The following is a 21,092-nucleotide window of genomic DNA, read 5'->3' as shown; positions in this document are numbered from 1 at the left end:
TCAGATTATCTCTTTATTTGCTTGCTGGGGAATAGCCGCCTATGCTTGGCTATCTAGAAAAAATTACAATTTAGATGGGAAGAAGATAGAGTAGAATCATTTGACAAAGGTAAACCTTCTTGGTAGAATAAGAATGTCGTAATGACAAATAACTTCTTCTTGGTTGCAGGCCATGCCAAACCTGTCACTCGGATGAAGCGTAAAGAAAAGGAGTATATCATGGCAATCTCAAAAGAGAAAAAAAATGAAATCATTGCACAATACGCACGTCACGAAGGTGACACTGGTTCAGTAGAGGTACAAGTTGCTGTCCTTACTTGGGAAATCAACCACCTCAACGAACACATCAAACAACACAAAAAAGACCACGCTACTTACCGTGGTTTGATGAAGAAAATCGGTCGCCGTCGTAACCTCTTGGCTTACCTTCGTAAGAACGACGTTAACCGTTACCGTGAGTTGATCAACTCTCTTGGACTTCGTCGCTAATCTTGCGTCTAAAACGTTTCTATACTTCGTTGACTTCGCCTCATCGCCTAGTTTATAAACGTTTTATCTAGCAAGAATCATGATGCTAAGGGCGTCAAAAATCCGTATGAAAATAGGGAAACGGCACCGTGTTCGATGAACACAAGGAGTTTCATCTTTTTCGCTAGGATTTTAGCCCGAGCTCAAATTGGCTCTCTGTCTCCAGGGAGCTTTTTCTGTTACGTCACCTTACCTCGATATACTCAAATATTATCTTCGGTTACGGTTCCTGGCACTGTAAGGTAAAACAGACCAGATTTTCTCCCTTCGGGGAGCTTTTTTATTTTAGCAACTCGCTCAGCCCGTGTTCAATTGAATACAAAAAGTTAAAGCTGTTCTACAAAAGAGTAGCTTTTCTTTTTCACTAGGATTTTAGCCCGATCTCAAATTAGTTCTCTGATTTCAGAGTTTTTTTTATTCATCGCTCCTCTTAATTCGTTGTAAGCTCTTCAAATATCATTTCCTAGTCTAATTCTTCTAATTTTTCCAAATAAAAAGTCCTTCTATTTCTTTAGAAGAACTTTTTCTATCAGCAGATTTACTTTTTCAAGAATTTTTGGATCGCAGGAGCGGCTGTGATAGCAAATCTTTCGTCAATACGATGCTCCCCACCTTCTACAGTGACCAGCTTTGCATTTGGAATGGTCTGACTTGCTTGAACGGCATACTGATAGGGCACGACTGCGTCATCGGTACCATGGATAATCAGAGTCGGAGCTGTGATTTTGGCCTGCTCTGCTTGGATGTCAATGTCTAAGGCATCGATTAGATAAATCTTGCCCAAAGTAGTATTGTGGTATGTCAGGCTATCAGGAAGTTGGTCGAAGTCAGGGCTCCCTAGCTCACGATAGGTCTCCTTGGCATCATCGAAAAGAACGAAAGCTGGAAAGATGAGCAGGAGTTTGTGCACGCGGTCCGGATAAGCAGCAGCATAAAGACTGGCAACAACGCCGCCTTGACTGGCACCGAATAAGCTCATTTTGCTTTTATCTACAAAGGCCTCAGAACGAAGCTTTTCCATGACTTGGGTCAAGTCTGTTAGTTCGGTCTTGACCGACATATTCAGCATATCCTGTCCACCGCTTTTCGATTGGCGGCTGCCGCCGTAGAAATCAAAGCTGTAAACCAGATAACCTTGCTTTGCCAACAGCTGGCTATACATTTCATATTGCTCAAGGGTGTTATTCAATCCATGTGCGATAACAATAGTCGGCAATTTTTTACTCTTGTAGTCAGAAGGAGCAGTAATCTTTCCGTAGAGCTGCTTGTCATCGTATGAAACGCTGTATTCTTCAGACACGATGTCTTCTGTTGGAGTCGGTTGATTGTCCATTTTCTCGCTAGAAGCTGTCTGTGTGGTTTCTGGCTTAGGAGGAGTAGGATTTGATTTGGTTTGGGAATGCCAGAAGAAAAGAACCAGTCCAGCCAAGCTCAAGGTTGCTAAGAAAGCCCAAATATACTTCATAGTTCTCTCCTTTCAGTATTTGTAGTATTATAGCGGAAATGAATGTATTTTACAAGAAGAGAGCTTTCTTGTTTTTTGATTTTTCTGCCTTTCATATAAGAAAATCCAATTCATTTATCCAAGCGAGATTCAGATAACCTTGAATTTTTTAGAAAATCTTGCTAGACTGTAGCTACTAAGATAAAAACACAGTTCTGGTTGGTAGTCCAGACGCAAAAAGTCTATTTTTGTCAGTAACCTTCCTCCTTGGTTGTCCATTCTTAGGGGTTTTTAAAGGAGGTGCTGTCATGGATAAGATTTCAATGACGCTGACAGTTTATTTTGAAGAGGGCTTTTGGCACGGTCTTTTCGAGCAGGAATATGCTCAATCTTATAGAGTTTGCCGAGTCACCTTTGGCGCAGAGCCAAGCACGCAGGAGCTGTTGGATTTTCTAAACCGTTATTATCATCGGTTGCAGTTTAGTCCTAGCATCAGAGTGAAGGAGAAAACTAAGTCGGTCAGTCCTAAACGCCTGCAGAGACAGGCTAAAAAGGAGCAGATGGCTTCGCGTTCTTCAAAGTCTCAGGAAGCGCTGAGTCTGCAGTTTGAAGAGCAAAAGAAAATTGCTCGAGTCAAGCGCAAGCAGCAGAAAGAACTGGCTAAGCAAAGGAAATTCGAACTCAAACAGCAAAAACGATTGGAAAAGCACAAGGGGCATTGAGCCTGCTTTTTCTTATTTATATGGGAAAGTCTTCCGATGGGAGGCTTTTTTGTTTGTCAGGCAATCGGTGAGTGGCTTGAAAAGCGAAGTGATTTCTCCAAGTCGTTTCATTTGACAGATGTAACAAAAGATATTACAATATAATCATAAAATAAAAATTACAAGCGTAGTTTTAAAAAGGAGAAGTTATGATTGAAATTACATATTTGGATGCTGTCAAGCAGGAGCGCAAGATGACCTTTGAGTCTTATCAAGAGTTTGAGCAGTCCCAGCAGGCCTGCTTGATTGGAGTGGCAGATTATTACCCAGTTAAAAAATTGACTTATAAAGGTCATGATTTGAACTATCAGGGTACTTATGGCGATGTCTTCTTTTTCCTGATGAAGCAGGATTTGACAAAGTTTGACTAAGAATAAAGGAGAAAATAATGGTAAAAGCAATCACAGATGTAACATTTGAGCAAGAAACAAAAGATGGATTAGTGCTCATTGACTTTTGGGCCACTTGGTGCGGACCTTGTCGCATGCAGGGGCCAATCCTTGACAAGCTCTCAGAGGAAGTTTCCGAAGATGAGCTCAAGATTGTCAAGATGGATGTGGACGAAAATCCAACTACAGCACGCGCTTTTGGCATCATGTCTATCCCGACCTTGCTCTTTAAAAAAGACGGTCAGGTCGTCAAGCAGGTAGCGGGTGTTCATACTGCCCAGCAGATTAAAGCCATTGTGGCGGAGTTGGGATAAAGTAAGATTACGGTTATATAGGCCTGTTTTAAAATGAGACTGCTCTTGTTTTTGGAGCGGTTTTTTTATTTCGATTATAACAATAATGAGTCAATTTAAAATTTTTGTTTGGAAATGCATATTTTAAGGTATAATAAGTAGAGGTAAATTTTTTCCAATGGGTTGCGCTAGAGAGCTGGGTTATCTAAAACATGATGGGAATGAGATAATGATTATTATTGAGTTGCTAAAACATCTTTTATTTGTCTTTATGATTTTTACACCATTCATCGCTCCAGCGGTTTTGTGTTTTTTTGTAGGCTGGATGATTCCTAGAGAGCAGATAACGCAAAAAAGAATCATACTAGTATTGGCTTTGTTGATTCCTGTTTTACTTTTAATTTCGTATTTTGCTCCTCAGATATTAGGCCTGGTTTTTTGGAGTCTGATCTGGTTCTTCATCGGGCTATTGCGAATGAAGAGTTATACTAAGTCACAGTACTGGACAAGATGGCTTATATTTATCGCTTGTTTTAGTGCCTATATTTTACTTTATCTCCGTTTTTTTGGATCTCTTTATTTTTATTAAACTATTTAAAAATCAGCTTGAACGAAATTCAAGCTGATTTTGTTTATTCTTTACTCCCCCAACTCTTCGCTGTAAGCAATAATCTGATCAACTGTGTCGGACAAGAACTGGATGGTGTCGCGGAGTGGTTTATCCGTCGAAATATCTGCTCCTATAATCATAGCTGACTCAAGCGGAGTCTTGCTGCCGCCAGATTTGAGCAGCTCAAGCCAGTCACGGGCACCATTTTCGTCATTTTTCAGGTGTAGGTAGCCAGCGGTAGAGATGACCAAGCCTGCGGAGTAAGTATAGCTGTAGAGTCCCATGTAGTAGTGGGCTTGGCGCATCCAAGTTAAGGCAGCATCGTCGTCGATTTCAACGGCATCGCCCCAGAATTCTGTCAAGACTTCTTTCATGATAGCGTTGAGTTTGCTTGCACCGAAGGTTCCGCCTTCTTCAATCAAAGTATAGACCTTGCGTTGGAAGGCAGCTTCCAGCAAGTGAGTAATGAAGTTGTGGAAGTAAGTATCCGTCAGACGGTGAGCCAGGGCAAAGCGTTTCTGGCGAGGGTTATCAAACTGGCGTTCCAGATAATCACTGAGCAGGAGCTCATTAAAGGTAGACGGTGCTTCCACATAGTAGGTGGACATGTGGGCGTTGAAATAGCTTTGGTGATTGTCAGAGAAGATAAACTGACCGGAGTGGCCAATCTCGTGAATCAGAGTATAGACATCACTCATACGTCCAGTCCAGCTCATGAGGACATAAGGGTGAACCCGATAAGGATCAGCAGCATAGCCTCCAGAATCCTTTCCAGCATTGGCCGCAAAGTCGACCCAGCGTTCTTCCTTATAGCGGGCAACTTCTTGGCAGTATTCTTGTCCGAGTGGCTCGACTGACTTCATAACCAGATCGTAGGCGTCATCAATACTGACTTCGGGATTGAGCTCGCTGTCCAAGTCCAGTTTCCAGTCGGCAAAGGTCATTTTTTCAAGTCCGTTTACCTTAGCGACATGCTTGAGGTATTTCTGAGCTACTGGGGCAAATTCGCTCATAATCAAGTCAATCTGCCGGTCAAACATAGAGCGATCAACTTCTTGCTCAGCTAGCAAGTAGTCAAAAACAGAGTCATAGCCCTTCATGTCAGCCAGTAGTTTTTCAGACTTGACCTGAGCCAGATAGGCAGCAGCAGCAGTGTTTTGATGCTGACGAAGCCCTTCAGAGAAAGAGCGGAAAGCTTTTTCGCGGATTTCTGCATTTTCATGGTTTTGATAGAAATTCTCATAGGTGACAAAGCTGTTTTTGTAAACTTTGCCGTCTACTTCGAAGTCAGCCATAGCAAAGTCGCCGGCCCGCATCTTGGTGTAAATATCCTGTGGACTGTAAAAGACTTCACCTAGATTGGTCAAGGCTTTTTCGACATCTGCTCCCAGATAGTGGGCTTTTTTGATTTTAGCCTGGCGGATGGCTGAGGTCAGATGGGGCTCTTGGCCTAGTTTCTCCAAGACAGCTTCATCTGCACCGACTAGGGCGTCGTCAAAGAAGCTGAGTGCGACATTGGCTTCCGTCTCAAACTCCATGGCTGCTTGGGCAATCTGCGCAAAGCTCTCGTCGCCAAAGTCAGTGGTCTGTGGCATAAAACCGTAGTTGCCGATGTGGCTGATTTGGATATAAATCTGCTCTAACTCAGCAAATGCCTGTTCAAAATCTTCGAAAGTGCTAAGCTTGCCTTGGTAATCACGGACGAATTTCTGGATGTCTTCTCTGGCCTTCTCAATGGCTCGCAGGAAGTCCTCCTGGTCTTGGTAAAGGGCTGTTAGGTCCCAGAGTTCATTTTCCGGAAATTCAGAACGATGTTTTTGTTCCATAGTCTACTCCTTTTGTCATATATAGAAATAGTATAGCAAAAAATCCCCCAAAATGTCTTTCCTAGAATTGATTTGAAATGAAAAAGAAAGCTGATAAATCAACATTTTTTATGTTCACTGTGAGAATAATAAAACAATTTGTCTGTTTAGCTACCAAAAGCTACCAAAAATGTCTAGTCTTTTTTCCCAAGTTGTCAGCAATCTCTCAGAAAAAAATTTTTTAAATCTATTGACAGAAGCGCAAAAGCATGGTACACTAATTGTAACTAGATTTCCGCTAGATTAAGAGTAGTGGGAACTAGAATATACAATAGGAGGTTCTATCATGTTAAATATAGAACAATATGAAAATGGATTGGGACTTGTATACAAATTTGGTGAGAGATTTGATGGGGAACTTAGCGCTAGGGAAGGAATAAATATTTATGCCCTTCACGCCAAGGAACACGATGGGAAAGTCCTTTTAACCATGGAGAGAGGACCAAGAAAAGAATATAGACACATGATTAAAAAAATCATTCTTACTGTAAAAGACGGTAGTTATGCAATTATTGCAGATGTAGAAGATACAAGCAAAGGAACAAAAAAACCAATCCCCAATGGCTATACAGTTCCGTCAATCTGGGAAAAAGAACCGGAAAACATGCACTGGTTCGCACTCTATAATGTAAAGCGTATTAGAATAGAGCCGGACACATATACTTCCGTAAATGGCAAAGATTTATTGCAAAGTATCTCTGGGAATGCTTATATGGTATATGTTACACTTTAAGAATGAATAACACAGTTATTTATAAAACAAGCTCATAAGATTATTCTTATGAGCTTGTTTCTTATTCATCAAAAATTGCTTTAAAACACTAATAATTTCTTTTTTCTCCTTTTCTGTCAGTTCATACTCCCTCAATAAACTAACAATTTCTTCTAGTCCATCATCACGTCCTTTCAATGTTTCAAAAGAAGTATTAAATATTTTAGCTAGTTTCTCTACTGTTTCATCTTTTGGATTTCTTCCTCCGTTTTCCCACCTAGCATACTGGGCTTGAGCCACACCTAACTTTTCAGCAACTTCTAATTGAGTAAGTCTTGCATCTAGACGGGCTTTTTTAATATATTCCCACTATTTCTAATTGGAGGAGCAGTATAAGTCAGTAATTTTTAGCTGTTTATCAGATCGAGGATAAAAGTCAAAGTTTCTTTGCAGCAATCTTTTTAAAAAGCAGTATATAAGACAAGAAGACGAAGATAACCAGGCCCAATAAAAGGGTAAAGACGTTTTGAGTTCCTTTTGTCATATTGGGAGCTTGATTGGCGATGACAGCTGTAACTGCAGTACCTATAGCGCCCGCAAAGGTCTGGGCCAGCTGAAAGAGCGCGGTCGTATCTGCAGTTTTTTCTTTATCAACTTGAGTCGTCGCTAGGGCAAGTGTGTTATTAAAGGCCATGTTTCGCCCCAAGGTAAAGCAAATATAAATCGCAATAACAGCTGTTAGGGTGAGTTCTTTTGTGAAGATAAGGAGCAAGAGTACAGCCAGGAAAAGAAGTGAATTTCCTGTAAAAAGGGTTGGTTTAGGACCTTTTGTATCATAGAGTTTGCCAAAGGCAGGAGAGAGGAAGGCTCCGAGCATGGTTCCTGGAAGCAGTGCGAAGCCTGCTTGAGCTGTTGAAATGTCTTTTTCTATGACCAGGAAGTTGGGAATCAGAAAATTAGCCGATAGGTTGATAAACTGAAAAATGAAAAAGGGTAAAATAGCCAATAAAACTGTTGGTTGCTTTAAGATACGAATATCTAGGAATGGATGTTCAATCTTCAAGCTCCGATAGATAAAGTAAGCTAGTGGCACTACACAGAGAACAAGATAGAGCCAATCGATATGTCCTTCTTCTAAGCTGGAGATGGCTACAATGGCAAAGACGAGTGAGCCTGCTAAGAGGAGAAATGAGAGAAGATCAAAGGTGCGTTTCCTAGACTTCTCAGAATTTCTTAAAAAGAAAAAGCCAAGGATAAAGGAAATGATTGGGACAGGAAGAATAAAGGTATAAATCATATGCCAGTCAAAACGACTAATCATAAAACCACCGTAAGTCGGTCCAATTGCTGGTGCTAGGCTGACCACCATCCCAGACAAGCCCATGTAGGTTCCAATTTTTTGCTTAGGAACACGCTCAACAATCAAGTTAAAGAGCAAAGGAATGGCTAATCCAGTAGCTCCTCCTTGCAGGATTCTCCCTATCATCAAGATGGGAAAGCTTGAAGCCAACATGGCAATCAGTGTGCCCAAGCAAAAGTTGGCCAAAGCGGTAAAGAGAATAGTCCTCTCTTTCCAATTGTGGGCTAAGGTTGCTCCTAAAGTAATCGTAATGGCCACTGCTAGTAAATACCCTGTCGTAATCCATTGCAGCGTTCCCAATCCTAACCCAAAGACCTTACTTAGATGCGGGAAGGTTACATTCATACTGGTTTCAGATAAGATGCCTGCAAAGCAGACTAAGGCTGTCGCAAGGAGCGAGAAAAAATCTTTCTTTTCAACTGTTTGATGATCTGGCACGATTGTCTCCTTTACATGTTTGAAATGAGTCACTGTATTTATTATAAAGCAAGAAGTCCTCTTTGAAAAGTGAATAGTGGCTATACCGCCATCTTATTTGACGAATCGAAAGGGAAAAAACGAACTCCGACAGCCAACTATAATCAGCTATAGAAAAGAAAAATAGATTTTCAGTACTTTTATAGAAAAAAGCCATTTTCAGCCTTTTTCTTTTGCCTGAAATTGTGGTAAAATAAGGTCTATACGTGCTTGATACAAAGATGAGGATATAATAAGCTACTGAGGCTATGATATTAAAGTCACAGTGCTAACTGAACACGTCCTATGAGTTGCTTAACGTCTTAATATCTTGATCTTTGTAGCCAAGGCGTATGAAAAAATTTGAGCATGTGCTCGGCAAGGAGTCTTTATGACAAAACAAGTTTTTAAAACTATTTTTGCAAGCCGTGAGCTGGTAGTTGAAACCGGACAGGTTGCAAAGCAGGCAAATGGCAGCGCCGTTGTTCGATATGGAGAAAGTACCGTTTTAACTGCGGCAACCATGTCCAAAAAGATGGCTACTGGTGACTTTTTCCCGTTGCAGGTCAACTATGAGGAAAAAATGTATGCGGCTGGGAAATATCCTGGTGGTTTTAACAAGCGCGAAGGCCGTCCGTCAACAGATGCGACTTTGACTGCCCGCTTGATTGACCGCCCGATTCGTCCCATGTTTGCAGAAGGTTTCCGCAATGAAGTTCAGGTTATCAATACAGTTCTTTCTTATGACGAAGATGCTTCGCCTCAAATGGCTGCTATGTTCGGTAGCTCTCTGGCTCTTTCTATCTCAGATATTCCTTTTAATGGCCCTATCGCAGGAGTTCAGGTTGGCTATGTAGATGGTGAATTCATCATCAACCCTAGCAAGGAACAAAAAGAAGTTTCACTTTTGGAACTGACAGTGGCTGGCACCAAAGATGCTATCAATATGGTAGAGTCTGGAGCCAAGGAGCTGTCTGAAGATATCATGCTGGAAGCTCTTCTCAAAGGGCACGAAGCGGTTAAAGAATTAATTGCCTTCCAAGAAGAAATTGTTGCAGCAGTTGGCAAGGAAAAAGCGGAAGTAGAATTACTGCATGTTGATGAAGAGTTGCAGGCAGAGATTATCGCAGCCTATAACAGCGACTTGCAAAAGGCTGTTCAGGTAGAAGAAAAGCTGGCGCGTGAAGCCGCAACCCAGACTGTCAAAGACCAAGTCACAGCGGTTTATGAAGAGAAATACGCAGACCACGAAGAATTCGACCGTATCATGCGTGATGTGACTGAAATCTTGGAACAAATGGAGCATGCAGAAGTGCGACGTTTGATTACCGAAGATAAGGTTCGTCCTGACGGCCGTAAGGTTGATGAAATCCGTCCGCTGGATGCGGAAGTGGATTATCTACCGCGTGTGCATGGTTCTGGTCTCTTTACTCGCGGGCAAACCCAAGCCTTGTCTGTTCTGACTTTGGCACCAATGGGCGAAACGCAAATCGTGGACGGCTTGGATCCAGAATACAAGAAACGCTTCATGCACCACTATAATTTCCCGCAATACTCTGTCGGTGAAACAGGCCGTTATGGGGCTCCTGGCCGTCGTGAAATTGGACACGGTGCTCTTGGGGAACGTGCCTTGGAGCAAGTCTTGCCTAGTTTGGAAGAGTTTCCTTACGCTATCCGCTTGGTGGCAGAAGTCTTGGAGTCAAACGGTTCTTCCTCACAGGCCTCTATTTGTGCGGGGACTTTGGCTCTGATGGCAGGTGGTGTGCCGATTAAGGCACCGGTTGCCGGAATTGCCATGGGCTTGATTTCAGATGGCAGCAACTATACGGTTCTGACGGACATTCAAGGTTTGGAAGACCATTTTGGTGATATGGACTTTAAGGTGGCTGGTACTCGTGAAGGTATTACAGCCCTGCAGATGGATATCAAGATTGAAGGAATTACAGCTGAGATCCTGACAGAAGCTCTGGCTCAGGCTAAGAAAGCCCGCTTTGAAATTCTTGATTTGATTGAGGCGACGATTCCAGCTCCGCGTCCTGAGTTGGCTCCAACAGCTCCGAAAATCGACACCATCAAAATTGATGTGGACAAGATTAAGATTGTCATCGGAAAAGGCGGGGAAACCATCGACAAGATTATCGCTGAGACTGGTGTTAAGATTGACATTGATGAAGAAGGAAATGTGTCCATCTACTCTAGCGACCAAGACGCCATCAATCGTGCTAAGGAAATCATTGCTGGCTTGGTCCGCGAAGCAAAAGTGGATGAAGTTTACCACGCCAAGGTTGTTCGGATTGAGAAATTCGGTGCTTTTGTCAATCTCTTTGACAAGACGGATGCCCTCGTTCACATCTCAGAGCTGGCTTGGACTCGGACCAACAACGTCGAAGATGTCGTACAAATCGGTGATGAAGTGGATGTCAAGGTTATCAAGATTGATGCCAAAGGCCGAGTAGATGCTTCCATGAAAGTATTGCTGCCGCGTCCACCAAAGCCTGATAAGCCAAAACATCATCATGACAAGGGGCATCATCCCCGCAAGGAGCACAAGGGTCATAAGGATCATCAAGAAAGCCCTAAAACAGAAGAATAAGAGGTCGCTTATTCCTACAGACCTCATCAGAAATCGGCAGAGGCGAGCCTAGTTCTCGTCTCTCCTTGTTTAGAGAAGGAAGGAGGCTAGCATGGGTTGGTGGAAGGAATCCATTGATATCGTAAAAGAAAATGACCCGGCGGCACGAACGTCGTTGGAAGTCTTACTAACCTATCCGGGCATTAAAGCTTTGGCGGCCCACCGCCTCTCGCATTTTTTGTGGCGGCACGGCTTCAAGCTGCTGGCGCGCATGCACAGTCAGTTCTGGCGTTTCTGGACCCAGATTGAGATTCATCCCGGCGCTCAGATTGAGTCGGGTGTCTTCATCGACCATGGCAGTGGCCTAGTGATTGGTGAGACAGCTATTGTGGAGAAGGGGGCTATGCTTTACCATGGTGTGACCTTAGGCGGCACGGGCAAGGATACAGGTAAACGCCATCCGACCGTGCGTCGGGGTGCATTGGTCTCTGCCCATGCCCAAGTCATTGGACCAATTGAGATTGGTGAAAAAGCCAAGGTCGGAGCCGGTGCAGTTGTCGTGGCTGATGTTCCAAGTGATGTGACGGTGGTCGGAGTTCCGGCAAAGATTGTCCGTGTCCACGGTGAGAAAGACGAGCCAACCATTCACGAGGTAGAAGAGAAGCGGGAATATTATCTAGACAAGCTAGAGCATGCCCGCGAAGCCAGTCACCATTCATCAAGTCTTTAGAAAAGGTTGGCAAAGTTATCGAAGTGAAATATGACAGGAGGTAAGAACTATGTCAGATTTATCAGATGCAATTTTGAACCAGGCAGTTCTTGAGTTGCAAGAACACTTGGCTGGTCTTGCTAAGGAGCGCTTTATCAAACTGCCACATAGCCACCAGCGTGAATGGGCCCGATATATCAGTGAAGCCAAAAAAGATGAGACCAAGCTGCGCCGCATAGAAAAGATGAAGGTGGATTTGCTGAAGCCTTAAAGAAAGAGAACTTATGCTATTAGAGGAATTTGAAGATGTAGCTGGAGTTATTGAGCCAACAGATAGGCAGATTATTGATAAGGGTGAAGTGTGTGAAACCATCATCCTATCCTTTAACGGGGAAATTCTGAAACGTTTGATTGAGTCAGAAGAAGTCTATCCAGGAGGCTATTTGAAAAGCATAAACGGACAGCATCCATGGTATATTTACCGCCAAGGTCCTAGCAAGCTAGCAGTTATGTTGGCTCCGATTGGGGCTCCCATGATAGTCGGCCAGCTGGAGGAGTTAGCGGCCAGAGGCTTCAAGAATTTCATCATTTTAGGTTCCTGTGGCGTTTTGGATCGCTCAATTGAGGCGGATAAAATCATCCTGCCTGCGGCCGCATTGCGAGATGAAGGGACTAGCTATCACTATGCCCCACCGGGTGATGAAGTCGCCTATAACGAGTCTCTGCTGGTCGAGCTGGAAGCTATCTTTGACAAGCACAATATCGAGCATATCCGCACCAAGTCTTGGACGACTGATGCCTTTTATCGAGAAACGCCTGATAAGGTCAAGCGTCGCTTGGCTGCTGGAGCCAAAGTGGTGGACATGGAAGCTTCAGCTATCATGGCTTGGAGTCAATTTCGCAAGAGTAAAGTCTATCAGTTCTTCTACACAGCTGACTATGTGGATCATCATAACCGAACCTGGGATGCCCGCCATGAAGAGCGGACAGCTGATGCCATGACTTTTTTCACTATCGCTTTGACAATAGCAAAGGAACTAGAAAGGTAACTACAAGAATGGCAGTATATTTTTACGGCTGTATCACCATGGATGGCTACTTGGCAGACAGCCAGCACAGGATAGACTGGCTGCATCAGCTTAGTTCTGTAGAGGATACAGGCTATGATGACTTTTACAGGCAAATGGATATCACCATCATGGGCAAGCGGACCTTTGAGGAAATCCAAGATTTGCAAGATGTAGAAAGTTTTTATCAAGCTACGGAAAACTATGTCTTTACGCATGATAGGCACCTGCCTGTCAGTAATTACCAGCCAGTAGCTGGGGATGTGGTGGACTTTGTTCACCAGATTGACAAAGGCAAAAATGTCTTTGTGATTGGTGGTAATTCCTTGGTAGGACCGCTCTTGGATGCGGATCTTTTCGACCACCTCATTATTCAGATAGCGCCCCTTATCCTAGGAAAGGGGGTTCCCCTCTTTACCCAAGAGGAAGGGCAGCGCTTTTACCAACTGGATAGCCTCAGACAATTTGGCCCTTTTGCAGAGCTGGTTTTCAGCCGAAAAAGTCAGAAATAGAGAAGGGAGTGGACCGCATGATTAAAATTTACGACACCATGACCCGCAGCCTACGTGAATTTGTGCCCATTGAAGAGGGCAAGGTTCGCATGTATGTCTGCGGTCCGACGGTTTATAACTATATCCATGTCGGCAATGCCCGCTCAACAGTAGCTTTTGACACAGTTCGTCGCTATTTTGAGTATCGGGGATTTGAGGTCAATTATATTTCCAATTTTACAGATGTAGATGATAAGATTATCCATCGCGCCAAGGAAGAAGGCATCACTCCCAAAGAAGTGGCTGACAAGTATATCGCTGCTTTTCGTGAGGATGTGACGGCCTTAGGTGTCAAGCCGGCTACTCAGCATCCGCGCGTGATTGACTTTATGGAGGCAATCATTGACTTCGTGCAGACTTTGGTGGACAAGGGCTACGCCTATGAGTCAGAGGGCGATGTCTACTTCCGCGTCGAAAAGTCTCGTGATTATGCCAAATTAGCCAACAAAACCTTGGCAGACTTGGAGTTGGGTGCTTCTGGTCGGACAGATGAAGAGACTGCTCGTAAGGAAAATCCAGTTGACTTTGCTCTCTGGAAGGCAGCTAAGCCGGGCGAGATTTCCTGGGACAGTCCTTGGGGAGCAGGTCGTCCAGGCTGGCACATCGAGTGTTCGGTCATGTCGACGGAGATTTTGGGCGATACCATTGATATCCACGGGGGCGGGGCAGACCTAGAATTTCCTCACCACACCAATGAAATCGCTCAGTCAGAGGCCAAGACTGGTCAGACTTTTGCCAACTATTGGATGCACAATGGCTTTGTCAACATTGATGACGTCAAGATGTCTAAATCTCTAGGCAATTTTATCACTGTTCACGATGCCCTCAAGACAATTGATGGTCAGGTGCTGCGTTTCTTCTTTGCTACCCAGCATTATCGTAAGCCGATCAATTTCACGGAAAAAGCTGTTCATGATGCAGCGACCAATCTTAAGTATTTGAAGAATACCTATGAGCAGCCTTTTACTGGTCAGGCAGATTCGGCTCAGCTTCAAGCCTTTCTGGACAAGTTCACCGCTGCTATGGACGAAGATTTCAATGCGGCTAACGGTATCACGGTTGTCTTCGAGTTAGCCAAGTGGATCAACTCTGGCAACTACACAGCTCAAGTCAAGGCAGCCTTTGCCGAGCTCTTAGAAGTTTTTGGTATCGTCTTTGTAGAAGAAGTCTTGGACGCGGACATTGAGCGCTTGATTGAGGAACGCCAAGTGGCGCGGGCTAATCGAGACTTTGCGACTGCAGACCGTATTCGGGATGAGTTGGCCGCTCAGGGCATCAAGCTTTTGGATACAAAGGACGGAGTGAGGTGGATCCGTGACTGATGTCAACCTGATTAACGGCATTGCGCTCGCCTTTGAGGGAGATGCCGTCTACTCCATGTATATTCGGCGACACCTGATTTTTCAAGGGCTGACCAAGCCAAATCAGCTGCATAGGGAAGCGACCAAGTACGTTTCTGCCAAGGCTCAGGCTAATCTCATCTCTCTCATGCTGGAAGAAGGGATTCTGACGGAAAAGGAAGAGGATATCTACAAGCGTGGCCGCAATGCCAACAGCCACACCAAGGCTAAGAATACAGATATCGTCACCTATCGGATGTCTACCGGCTTTGAGGCGGTCATGGGCTACCTGCATATGACCGAAGACATTGAGCGACTGGAAGAACTAATTGACTGGTGTATCAAACGGGTGGAGGAAAGCAAATAAAAAAGATTTTCTAGCTCCGTTTACAAGCTAGATAAATTGAAGATATCTAAAACAGAGTTGCTGCGGCAGCTCTTTTCTTTAGTGTCTGTATTTGCTATAATAATAAAAACTAGTTAAGGAGAATATCGTGAAAAAATATTTGGTTATATCGGCAATAGCTTTAGTTTTGCTTCTGCTATGGGCGTATAGCAACAGAAATATCAAGCAAATCGAGACTTCTTCTGGAAAGACCAGTAGTGCTAGCACAACTTCTTCCAAGGCGTCTAGCAGTAGCCAGAATTCAGAGCAAGCAAGCCTTCAGGAAACTTCTTCTAGCAGCATAGAAGTATCCAGTTCTGAAGACACAAGTGAGCCAGCAGCAGAAAGTTCTGGATCTTCCATGAATGAAGAAGAGATAAAAAACGGCGACTACTCTAGCATCGCAGGCACTTGGAAAAATGGCAATGGCTCTACCTTGGTATTTGACTCCAATGGTTTGGTGAGCGAAACTCAACATTTGAGTGAATATGGTGCAAGAGATATGTATGGTTTTGTTAGTATTGGAGTCCTCCCTAAGCAAGGTGCAGGTGGTTATGTAATAGCTTTTATACCTAAAGGAAAAGACTACACTATCACTAATGCAGGAGAAACATATAAAGATGCATCAGACCATGAACGAGATCGGATATGGGCGGGTCAAGGACTTGGAACCAATACAGATCCAAATTCCTTTTATTATAAAATAGACTGAAAAGACTAGCTGTCCTCCATGGCAGCTAGTCTTCTTTATAATTTTCGTAAAATTCCACCTTAATTCTAATAAAGGTTTCCAAGTCTCGCAGGAGCTGCAGAAGTATGGCGCGGGTTTCAAATTCCTGGCGGGTCTTAGGGAGCGGCCGCTCGCGAAATAGGGTCAAATAGTTGTCAATCTCGCCCAAGAGGTCTCGGGCGGGATTTTCTTGGCTCAGCTGCTTAGCGGTCTGGGAGAAGAGGCGGGCTAAAATCAAGCTTTCACTGGCTGCTAGATGGCAATTGTTGATATTGCTGGCCATGTCTTGCAAGATACGGTTTTGGGCCTGCCGCATTTCAAAATAGTGGATATGGTAGTTGGTCTGGTGAAAGAGGTGGTTGGAGTGGTCCAGATAGACCAGCTGCAAGGCTTGCTGCAAAATCTTGTCCAGCTCCTTGATCAGAGCTGCATCATTTCGGCCGTCTCCAGATTTTAAGAAATATTCAAAGCGTAGCAAAATCTTTTTCAGCTGTTCTTCCACTTTCTCGTGGTAGCTGTCAATCTCTTGCTGGCGCGAGGGCATATAGAGATTGGCTAGCAGAGCAAATCCGGTTCCAATAAGAAATAGCGCTAGCTCATTTCCAAGGAGTGACCAGGAGGTGGATTTTTCTAAGAGCAGATGGGTGACTAGGACGGTGCTGGGGGTAATACCAATTTCCCAGCCAAGGCGAAAGGCTAGAGGCACATAGATCGCGATATAGATGGCCAATGCTCCGAGATGAAAACCTAGAAAGTGAAAGGCCAAGCTTCCGATAGCCAGAGCCAGCAGGGTAGATAAAAAGCGATTACCAGCTAGCTTAGCAGTGCTGCGGCGGGTATCGGTCACGCTGAGGATGGCAATAATTCCGGCTGAAGTTGAGTAGGCCAGACCTAAAAAGTCAGCCAGCCAAGCAGCTAAACAGGTAGCCAGTACCAGCTTGATGGTGCGTTGGAGGAGAGACATGAGTAAGAGTTTCCTTTTTTAGACTTCTTTTTATTATAGCACGACTAGTGGGGAATCTTGGGGACTGCTGATTGCTTTTTATCAGAGCAGAATTCTGTCTCGCCCGAGTAAATCCTGCCGCCATTTTTTCGCCTTTGTGTTATACTAGTCCTATGGAAAAAAACGATATTGTCTACGGTGTGCATGCGGTGACAGAAGCTCTCGCAGCCAACACTGGAAATAAACTCTACATTCAAGATGACCTGCGTGGTAAAAAAGTCGATAAAATCAAAGATTTAGCAGCGGAAAAGAAGGTTTCCATCTCCTGGACGCCTAAGAAGACCTTACAGGAAATGACTGACGGGGCTGTTCACCAAGGGTTTGTCTTGCGGGTGGCGGAGTTCGCCTATACTGACTTCGAGGTGCTGTTGAAAAAAGCAGAGCAAGAAGACAATCCTCTCTTATTGATTTTGGACGGGCTGACTGACCCGCACAATCTGGGTTCTATCTTGCGGACGGCTGACGCGACTAATGTAGCTGGAGTCATCATTCCCAAGCACCGGGCCGTCGGTGTAACACCAGTCGTAGCCAAGACCTCAACTGGCGCTATTGAGCATATTCCCATTGCCCGTGTGACCAATCTCAGCCAGACTCTGGACAAGCTCAAGGAAGATGGTTTCTGGATTTTCGGTACGGATATGCAGGGGACGCCTTCTCATAAGTGGAATACAGCAGGCAAGCTGGCCCTCATCATCGGTAACGAAGGTAAGGGAATCTCCAGCAATATTAAAAAACAGGTGGACGAGATGATTTCCATTCCCATGAATGGACATGTCCAGAGCCTCAATGCCAGTGTCGCAGCGGCAATTCTCATGTATGAAGTCTTTCGCAATCGCCTATGAAAAGAAAAATCTTACTGGTGGACGGCTACAATATGACGGCCTTTTGGCGGGAAACTCGTCCTTACTTTAACCGCGGAGAACTAGATGCCGCACGGACGATTCTGCTCCAGAAGCTCAGCAATTATGCCAGTTTTGAAGGACTGGAAGTTATCTGCGTCTTTGATGCCCAGTATATGCCGGGAGTTCGGCAGACCTATGAGGAGTTTAATGTAACGGTTGTTTTCACCGAGGAGGAGGAAACGGCGGATGACTATATCGAGCGCTTGGCAGCTGAACTCAATACACCCAAAAATCAGGTGTCGGTTGCGACCAGCGATCTCAATGAGCAGTGGACTGTCTTTGCCCAAGGGGCTCTGAGAGTATCCGCTAGAGAGCTAGAGAAGCGAGTGGCCGTTACCAAATCAGACCTCAATAAACTGAGCGGACAAATCAACCTGCAAAGACCGCCCTTGCGACCAATGGACAGCCAATCTTTGCGCGATTTACAAAAAATGATGGAGAAAAAAGATGACCTTTAAAATTTTAACCGATTCAACAGCAGACCTGCCAGAAAACTGGACCCAGGAAAATGATGTGCAGGTCCTAGGCCTGACCATTCAGCTAGATGGCCAAACTTATGAGACAGTTGGCGCAGGCAAGCTGACCAGCCAAGAACTTCTGGATAAGATGGAGTCCGGCAGTAAGCCGACTACCAGTCAGATCAATGTCGGCCAGTTTGAAGATGTCTTTCGCAGCTATGCCAAGGAAGGGATACCAGTTCTCTATGTAGCCTTTGCCTCAGCCCTATCGGGTACTTATCAGAGCGCAGTCATGGCAAGGGAGATAGTCTTGGAAGATTTTCCAGATGCACTGATTCGTATCATTGATACCAAAGCAGCTTCTATGGGGGAAGGACTTTTAGTCATGAAGGCAGCAGAAGCTAGAGCTGCAGGCCAGACCTTGGAGCAGACAGCAGACTTGATTGAGAGCTTGGTGCCTAAGGTCAAGACTTATTTTCTGGTTGATGACCTCAATCACCTCATGCGGGGCGGTCGGATTTCCAAAACTGCTGCGCTTATGGGGAGTTTGGTCAATATCAAGCCGATTATCGCTGTCAAGGGAGATGGAACTCTGGACTCGGTCGCTAAGGTTCGCGGTAAGAAGAAGGCGCAGGCCGAAGTAGTCCGCATGACTCTGGAAGGAGTTGCTGATCCGCGAGTGGTCATCGCCTATGCAGGTGCCGAAGAGGTTGCTGAGAGTTTGAAAGCCCAGCTGCTGGAAAGCGACCAAGTAGAGGAAGTTCTCGTCATGCCTCTGGGGCCTGTCATTTCTACTCATACTGGTCCTGGAACTTTGGGACTCTTTAGTATCGCCCAAGACATTCAAGACTAAGAAAATATGAAATCGCTATTTCATAAATAATTGCTTCAAATCTATTGCTTTTGCCTACTATTTTTGATATGATAGTAGGCGGTATTGTTTACCCCATTTGTAAGGCCCCGGAACCTTTCAAATAACTCGCGGACCGGAACATCCGCCCTGTAAACAAAAACGATATTCATAGGAGAAATCATGAACAAAACAACATACATGGCTAAGCCAGGTGAAGTTGAACGCAAATGGTATGTAGTGGACGCTACTGATGTCCCTCTTGGACGCCTTTCTGCTGTTGTAGCAAGCGTGCTTCGCGGAAAAAACAAACCAACCTTTACACCACACACTGATACAGGTGACTTCGTAATCGTTATCAACGCTGAAAAAGTAAAATTGACTGGTAAAAAAGCAACTGATAAGATTTACTACACTCACTCTATGTACCCAGGTGGATTGAAACAAATCTCAGCAGGTGAGCTTCGCTCTAAGAACGCTGTTCGTTTGATCGAAAAATCTGTTAAAGGTATGCTTCCGCACAATACTCTTGGCCGCGCTCAAGGTATGAAGCTGAAAGTATTTGTAGGCGCTGAGCACACTCACGCTGCACAACAACCAGAAGTTCTTGATATTTCAGGACTTATCTAAGGAAAGGAACAAATAAGCTATGTCACAAGCACAATATGCAGGTACTGGACGTCGTAAAAACGCTGTTGCACGCGTTCGCCTTGTTCCAGGAACTGGTAAAATCACTGTAAACAAAAAAGATGTTGAAGAGTACATCCCACACGCTGACCTTCGCTTGGTTATCAACCAACCATTCGCAGTTACTTCAACTGTTGGTCAATACGACGTTTTCGTAAACGTTGATGGTGGTGGCTACGCTGGTCAATCAGGAGCTATCCGTCACGGTATCGCTCGTGCCCTTCTTCAAGTAGACCCAGACTTCCGCGATTCATTGAAACGCGCAGGCCTTCTTACTCGTGATGCCCGTATGGTAGAACGTAAGAAACCAGGTCTTAAGAAAGCTCGTAAAGCTTCACAATTCTCAAAACGTTAATCAATACAATTATATCAACGTTTCAAAGCACTTCATGGTTCACACCTTGGGGTGTTTTTTTGATGATTTTTAGCAAAATTCATACCACTTTTCACACCAAATTCACATCATTATTTATTTAAGGAACGATAAGCAATCTCTCCAACAGTCATTGGGATTACATTTGAAGTGTTGACATAAGTCTTAGTCGTAATCGTATCACTATGCGTAAGAGCCTCTGAAATTGCTTGCAATGATGTTCTTGCCTGTTTAGCAAGGGTTGCTACTGTATGTCTTAGTTTATGTGGTTTACCCTGGATATTATTTTGTAAATAGTCTTTTGTGTTATAATGTAGAAACGATATGAAAAAAAGTATTGGTTTAGATACTGCAAATTTCACTTTTAGTAAACATGAGAAAATTTGAATGTAGATAATGATGGGAGATGGTTTGCAATGATAAGTTTAGAGCTGATGTCTGAAGAAAATAGTATAGATGTTTATTCTTTTGAAAAAGAAAATCGGGAGTATTTTGAGCGGAATTTACCTCCTAGACCAGATAACTATTTTGATTCAGAAGGTTTTAAAGAAATTACAAGGGAATTGTTAACGGAACAAGAAAATCATGATACTTACATGCATATTATTAGAGATTCGCGAGGCGTTATGGTCGGAAGGATTAATTTAAGTGTTTTAGGGAGTGATAGAAAAACCTCAGAACTTGGATATAGGATTGGAGAAAAATATACTAATTTAGGCTATGCAAGCGAAGCGGTTAAACTTGTTTTAGATAAGGCATTTAGTACTTATGGTTTAAATAGAATCATTGCGGGAACAGCAACGGATAATCTGGCCTCTAAGAGAGTGCTTTTAAAAAATGGTTTCACCTTTAGTAGAATCATAGAAAATGACTTACAAATGAATAATGAGTGGATTCATACAGCAGTATTTGAGATAAGGAATCTATAGTATTATCATTCCCAGTTTACTGGTAGGACTGATGGACTTATCAACCTTTACAGACATTCAAGAATTTTCTCTGGGATGTCTTTTTTGATGTAAAAAGCAATTTAACCTAAAAATACAC

25 protein-coding genes and 1 pseudogene are annotated in these 21,092 nt (G+C 43.9%); 20 read left to right on the top strand and 6 right to left on the bottom strand.

Annotated features, from left to right (window positions below):
- The first annotated feature begins 219 nt into the window (after positions 1 to 219).
- Positions 220 to 489 (top strand): 30S ribosomal protein S15, encoded by a 270-nt coding sequence (gene rpsO / locus K1I94_RS08075; RefSeq protein ID WP_001018251.1) that lies wholly within the window; start codon positions 220 to 222, stop codon positions 487 to 489.
- Positions 490 to 1,066: 577 nt separating this feature from the next.
- Here the strand turns inward: rpsO and K1I94_RS08070 are convergent.
- Positions 1,067 to 1,993, bottom strand: a complete 927-nt coding sequence (locus K1I94_RS08070; RefSeq protein ID WP_223315008.1) for an alpha/beta hydrolase family protein — start codon at positions 1,991 to 1,993, stop codon at positions 1,067 to 1,069.
- A gap of 287 nt (positions 1,994 to 2,280) precedes the next feature.
- Between K1I94_RS08070 and K1I94_RS08065 the strand changes: the two genes are divergently transcribed.
- From K1I94_RS08065 to K1I94_RS08050, 4 genes are all read left to right on the top strand, one after another.
- Positions 2,281 to 2,694, top strand: a complete 414-nt coding sequence (locus tag K1I94_RS08065) for a YjdF family protein (protein ID WP_223315007.1) — start codon at positions 2,281 to 2,283, stop codon at positions 2,692 to 2,694.
- 188 nt (positions 2,695 to 2,882) lie between these two features.
- Positions 2,883 to 3,104, top strand: a complete 222-nt coding sequence (locus tag K1I94_RS08060) for a DUF4649 family protein (protein ID WP_002899027.1) — start codon at positions 2,883 to 2,885, stop codon at positions 3,102 to 3,104.
- A 17-nt stretch (positions 3,105 to 3,121) separates the two neighbouring features.
- Positions 3,122 to 3,436, top strand: coding sequence for a thioredoxin (gene trxA / locus K1I94_RS08055; RefSeq protein WP_223315006.1), 315 nt, complete (start codon positions 3,122 to 3,124; stop codon positions 3,434 to 3,436).
- 157 nt (positions 3,437 to 3,593) lie between these two features.
- Entirely contained in the window at positions 3,594 to 4,004 is a 411-nt protein-coding gene (locus K1I94_RS08050) for a hypothetical protein (RefSeq protein ID WP_223315005.1), read from the top strand.
- Between the two features lie 50 nt (positions 4,005 to 4,054).
- On the opposite strand, the gene pepF is transcribed toward K1I94_RS08050, so the two are convergent.
- A complete protein-coding gene (pepF, locus tag K1I94_RS08045; protein ID WP_223315004.1) occupies positions 4,055 to 5,851 on the bottom strand; it encodes an oligoendopeptidase F in 1,797 nt (598 codons plus the stop codon).
- Positions 5,852 to 6,176: 325 nt separating this feature from the next.
- On the opposite strand from pepF, the gene K1I94_RS08040 reads away from it, so the two are divergent.
- Positions 6,177 to 6,623 carry a hypothetical protein gene (locus K1I94_RS08040; RefSeq protein ID WP_223315003.1) on the top strand — a complete coding sequence of 149 codons (447 nt, stop codon included), beginning with the start codon at positions 6,177 to 6,179 and terminating at the stop codon, positions 6,621 to 6,623.
- Positions 6,624 to 6,638: 15 nt separating this feature from the next.
- Here the strand turns inward: K1I94_RS08040 and K1I94_RS08035 are convergent, their stop codons facing one another.
- Both K1I94_RS08035 and K1I94_RS08030 read right to left on the bottom strand, forming a co-directional pair.
- Complete coding sequence (locus tag K1I94_RS08035) at positions 6,639 to 6,962, bottom strand: helix-turn-helix domain-containing protein (RefSeq protein ID WP_223315064.1); 324 nt, start codon at positions 6,960 to 6,962, stop codon at positions 6,639 to 6,641.
- Positions 6,963 to 7,038: 76 nt separating this feature from the next.
- A complete protein-coding gene (locus K1I94_RS08030) occupies positions 7,039 to 8,400 on the bottom strand; it encodes an MFS transporter (RefSeq protein ID WP_223315002.1) in 1,362 nt (453 codons plus the stop codon).
- Between the two features lie 409 nt (positions 8,401 to 8,809).
- Between K1I94_RS08030 and pnp the strand changes: the two genes are divergently transcribed.
- The 8 genes from pnp (at position 8,810) to K1I94_RS11385 (ending at position 15,754) form a co-directional block, all read left to right on the top strand.
- Positions 8,810 to 11,011: a polyribonucleotide nucleotidyltransferase gene (pnp, locus tag K1I94_RS08025; protein WP_223315001.1), complete on the top strand. Its 2,202-nt coding sequence runs from the start codon at positions 8,810 to 8,812 to the stop codon at positions 11,009 to 11,011.
- Between the two features lie 91 nt (positions 11,012 to 11,102).
- Positions 11,103 to 11,720: a serine O-acetyltransferase gene (gene cysE, locus K1I94_RS08020; protein ID WP_002899011.1), complete on the top strand. Its 618-nt coding sequence runs from the start codon at positions 11,103 to 11,105 to the stop codon at positions 11,718 to 11,720.
- A gap of 49 nt (positions 11,721 to 11,769) precedes the next feature.
- Entirely contained in the window at positions 11,770 to 11,970 is a 201-nt protein-coding gene (locus K1I94_RS08015) for a YdeI/OmpD-associated family protein (RefSeq protein WP_223315000.1), read from the top strand.
- Positions 11,971 to 11,983: 13 nt separating this feature from the next.
- The gene (locus tag K1I94_RS08010; protein ID WP_223314999.1) at positions 11,984 to 12,748 is read left to right on the top strand and encodes a nucleoside phosphorylase; all 765 of its coding nucleotides are present in this window, start codon (positions 11,984 to 11,986) and stop codon (positions 12,746 to 12,748) included.
- An 8-nt stretch (positions 12,749 to 12,756) separates the two neighbouring features.
- Positions 12,757 to 13,278 carry a dihydrofolate reductase family protein gene (locus K1I94_RS08005; protein ID WP_000301983.1) on the top strand — a complete coding sequence of 174 codons (522 nt, stop codon included), beginning with the start codon at positions 12,757 to 12,759 and terminating at the stop codon, positions 13,276 to 13,278.
- A gap of 17 nt (positions 13,279 to 13,295) precedes the next feature.
- On the top strand, positions 13,296 to 14,639 hold the full coding sequence (gene cysS / locus K1I94_RS08000) for a cysteine--tRNA ligase (RefSeq protein ID WP_223314998.1): 1,344 nt from the start codon (positions 13,296 to 13,298) through the stop codon (positions 14,637 to 14,639).
- On the top strand, positions 14,632 to 15,024 hold the full coding sequence (locus K1I94_RS07995; RefSeq protein WP_223314997.1) for a Mini-ribonuclease 3: 393 nt from the start codon (positions 14,632 to 14,634) through the stop codon (positions 15,022 to 15,024). The genes cysS and K1I94_RS07995 overlap by 8 nt, the downstream gene beginning before the upstream one ends.
- A gap of 127 nt (positions 15,025 to 15,151) precedes the next feature.
- Positions 15,152 to 15,754 carry a DUF6287 domain-containing protein gene (locus K1I94_RS11385; RefSeq protein ID WP_223314996.1) on the top strand — a complete coding sequence of 201 codons (603 nt, stop codon included), beginning with the start codon at positions 15,152 to 15,154 and terminating at the stop codon, positions 15,752 to 15,754.
- 25 nt (positions 15,755 to 15,779) lie between these two features.
- Here K1I94_RS11385 and K1I94_RS07985 read toward each other — a convergent pair whose 3' ends face one another.
- Positions 15,780 to 16,736, bottom strand: coding sequence for an aromatic acid exporter family protein (locus K1I94_RS07985; RefSeq protein WP_223314995.1), 957 nt, complete (start codon positions 16,734 to 16,736; stop codon positions 15,780 to 15,782).
- A gap of 152 nt (positions 16,737 to 16,888) precedes the next feature.
- Between K1I94_RS07985 and rlmB the strand changes: the two genes are divergently transcribed.
- From rlmB to rpsI, 5 genes are all read left to right on the top strand, one after another.
- Positions 16,889 to 17,617: a 23S rRNA (guanosine(2251)-2'-O)-methyltransferase RlmB gene (gene rlmB, locus K1I94_RS07980; RefSeq protein ID WP_223314994.1), complete on the top strand. Its 729-nt coding sequence runs from the start codon at positions 16,889 to 16,891 to the stop codon at positions 17,615 to 17,617.
- Positions 17,614 to 18,135 carry an NYN domain-containing protein gene (locus tag K1I94_RS07975; RefSeq protein ID WP_002902298.1) on the top strand — a complete coding sequence of 174 codons (522 nt, stop codon included), beginning with the start codon at positions 17,614 to 17,616 and terminating at the stop codon, positions 18,133 to 18,135. Before rlmB ends, K1I94_RS07975 begins: the two co-directional genes overlap by 4 nt.
- The gene (locus K1I94_RS07970) at positions 18,125 to 18,988 is read left to right on the top strand and encodes a DegV family protein (protein WP_223314993.1); all 864 of its coding nucleotides are present in this window, start codon (positions 18,125 to 18,127) and stop codon (positions 18,986 to 18,988) included. Before K1I94_RS07975 ends, K1I94_RS07970 begins: the two co-directional genes overlap by 11 nt.
- A 180-nt stretch (positions 18,989 to 19,168) precedes the next feature.
- Positions 19,169 to 19,615 (top strand): 50S ribosomal protein L13, encoded by a 447-nt coding sequence (rplM, locus tag K1I94_RS07965; protein WP_002893769.1) that lies wholly within the window; start codon positions 19,169 to 19,171, stop codon positions 19,613 to 19,615.
- Positions 19,616 to 19,634: 19 nt separating this feature from the next.
- A complete protein-coding gene (rpsI, locus tag K1I94_RS07960) occupies positions 19,635 to 20,027 on the top strand; it encodes a 30S ribosomal protein S9 (protein WP_002902303.1) in 393 nt (130 codons plus the stop codon).
- Between the two features lie 110 nt (positions 20,028 to 20,137).
- On the opposite strand, the pseudogene K1I94_RS07955 reads toward rpsI, so the two are convergent.
- Positions 20,138 to 20,317, bottom strand: a pseudogene (locus K1I94_RS07955) (tyrosine-type recombinase/integrase); the annotation flags it as partial.
- 144 nt (positions 20,318 to 20,461) lie between these two features.
- Between K1I94_RS07955 and K1I94_RS07950 the strand changes: the two are divergent.
- A complete protein-coding gene (locus tag K1I94_RS07950) occupies positions 20,462 to 20,974 on the top strand; it encodes a GNAT family N-acetyltransferase (RefSeq protein WP_223315063.1) in 513 nt (170 codons plus the stop codon).
- Positions 20,975 to 21,092: the final 118 nt, after the last annotated feature.

Source organism: Streptococcus sanguinis (assembly GCF_019929145.1).
GTDB lineage: Bacteria > Bacillota > Bacilli > Lactobacillales > Streptococcaceae > Streptococcus > Streptococcus sanguinis_U.
Note: the sequence above shows the minus strand (reverse complement) of the source record. Positions and strands in the feature narration are given on the sequence as shown.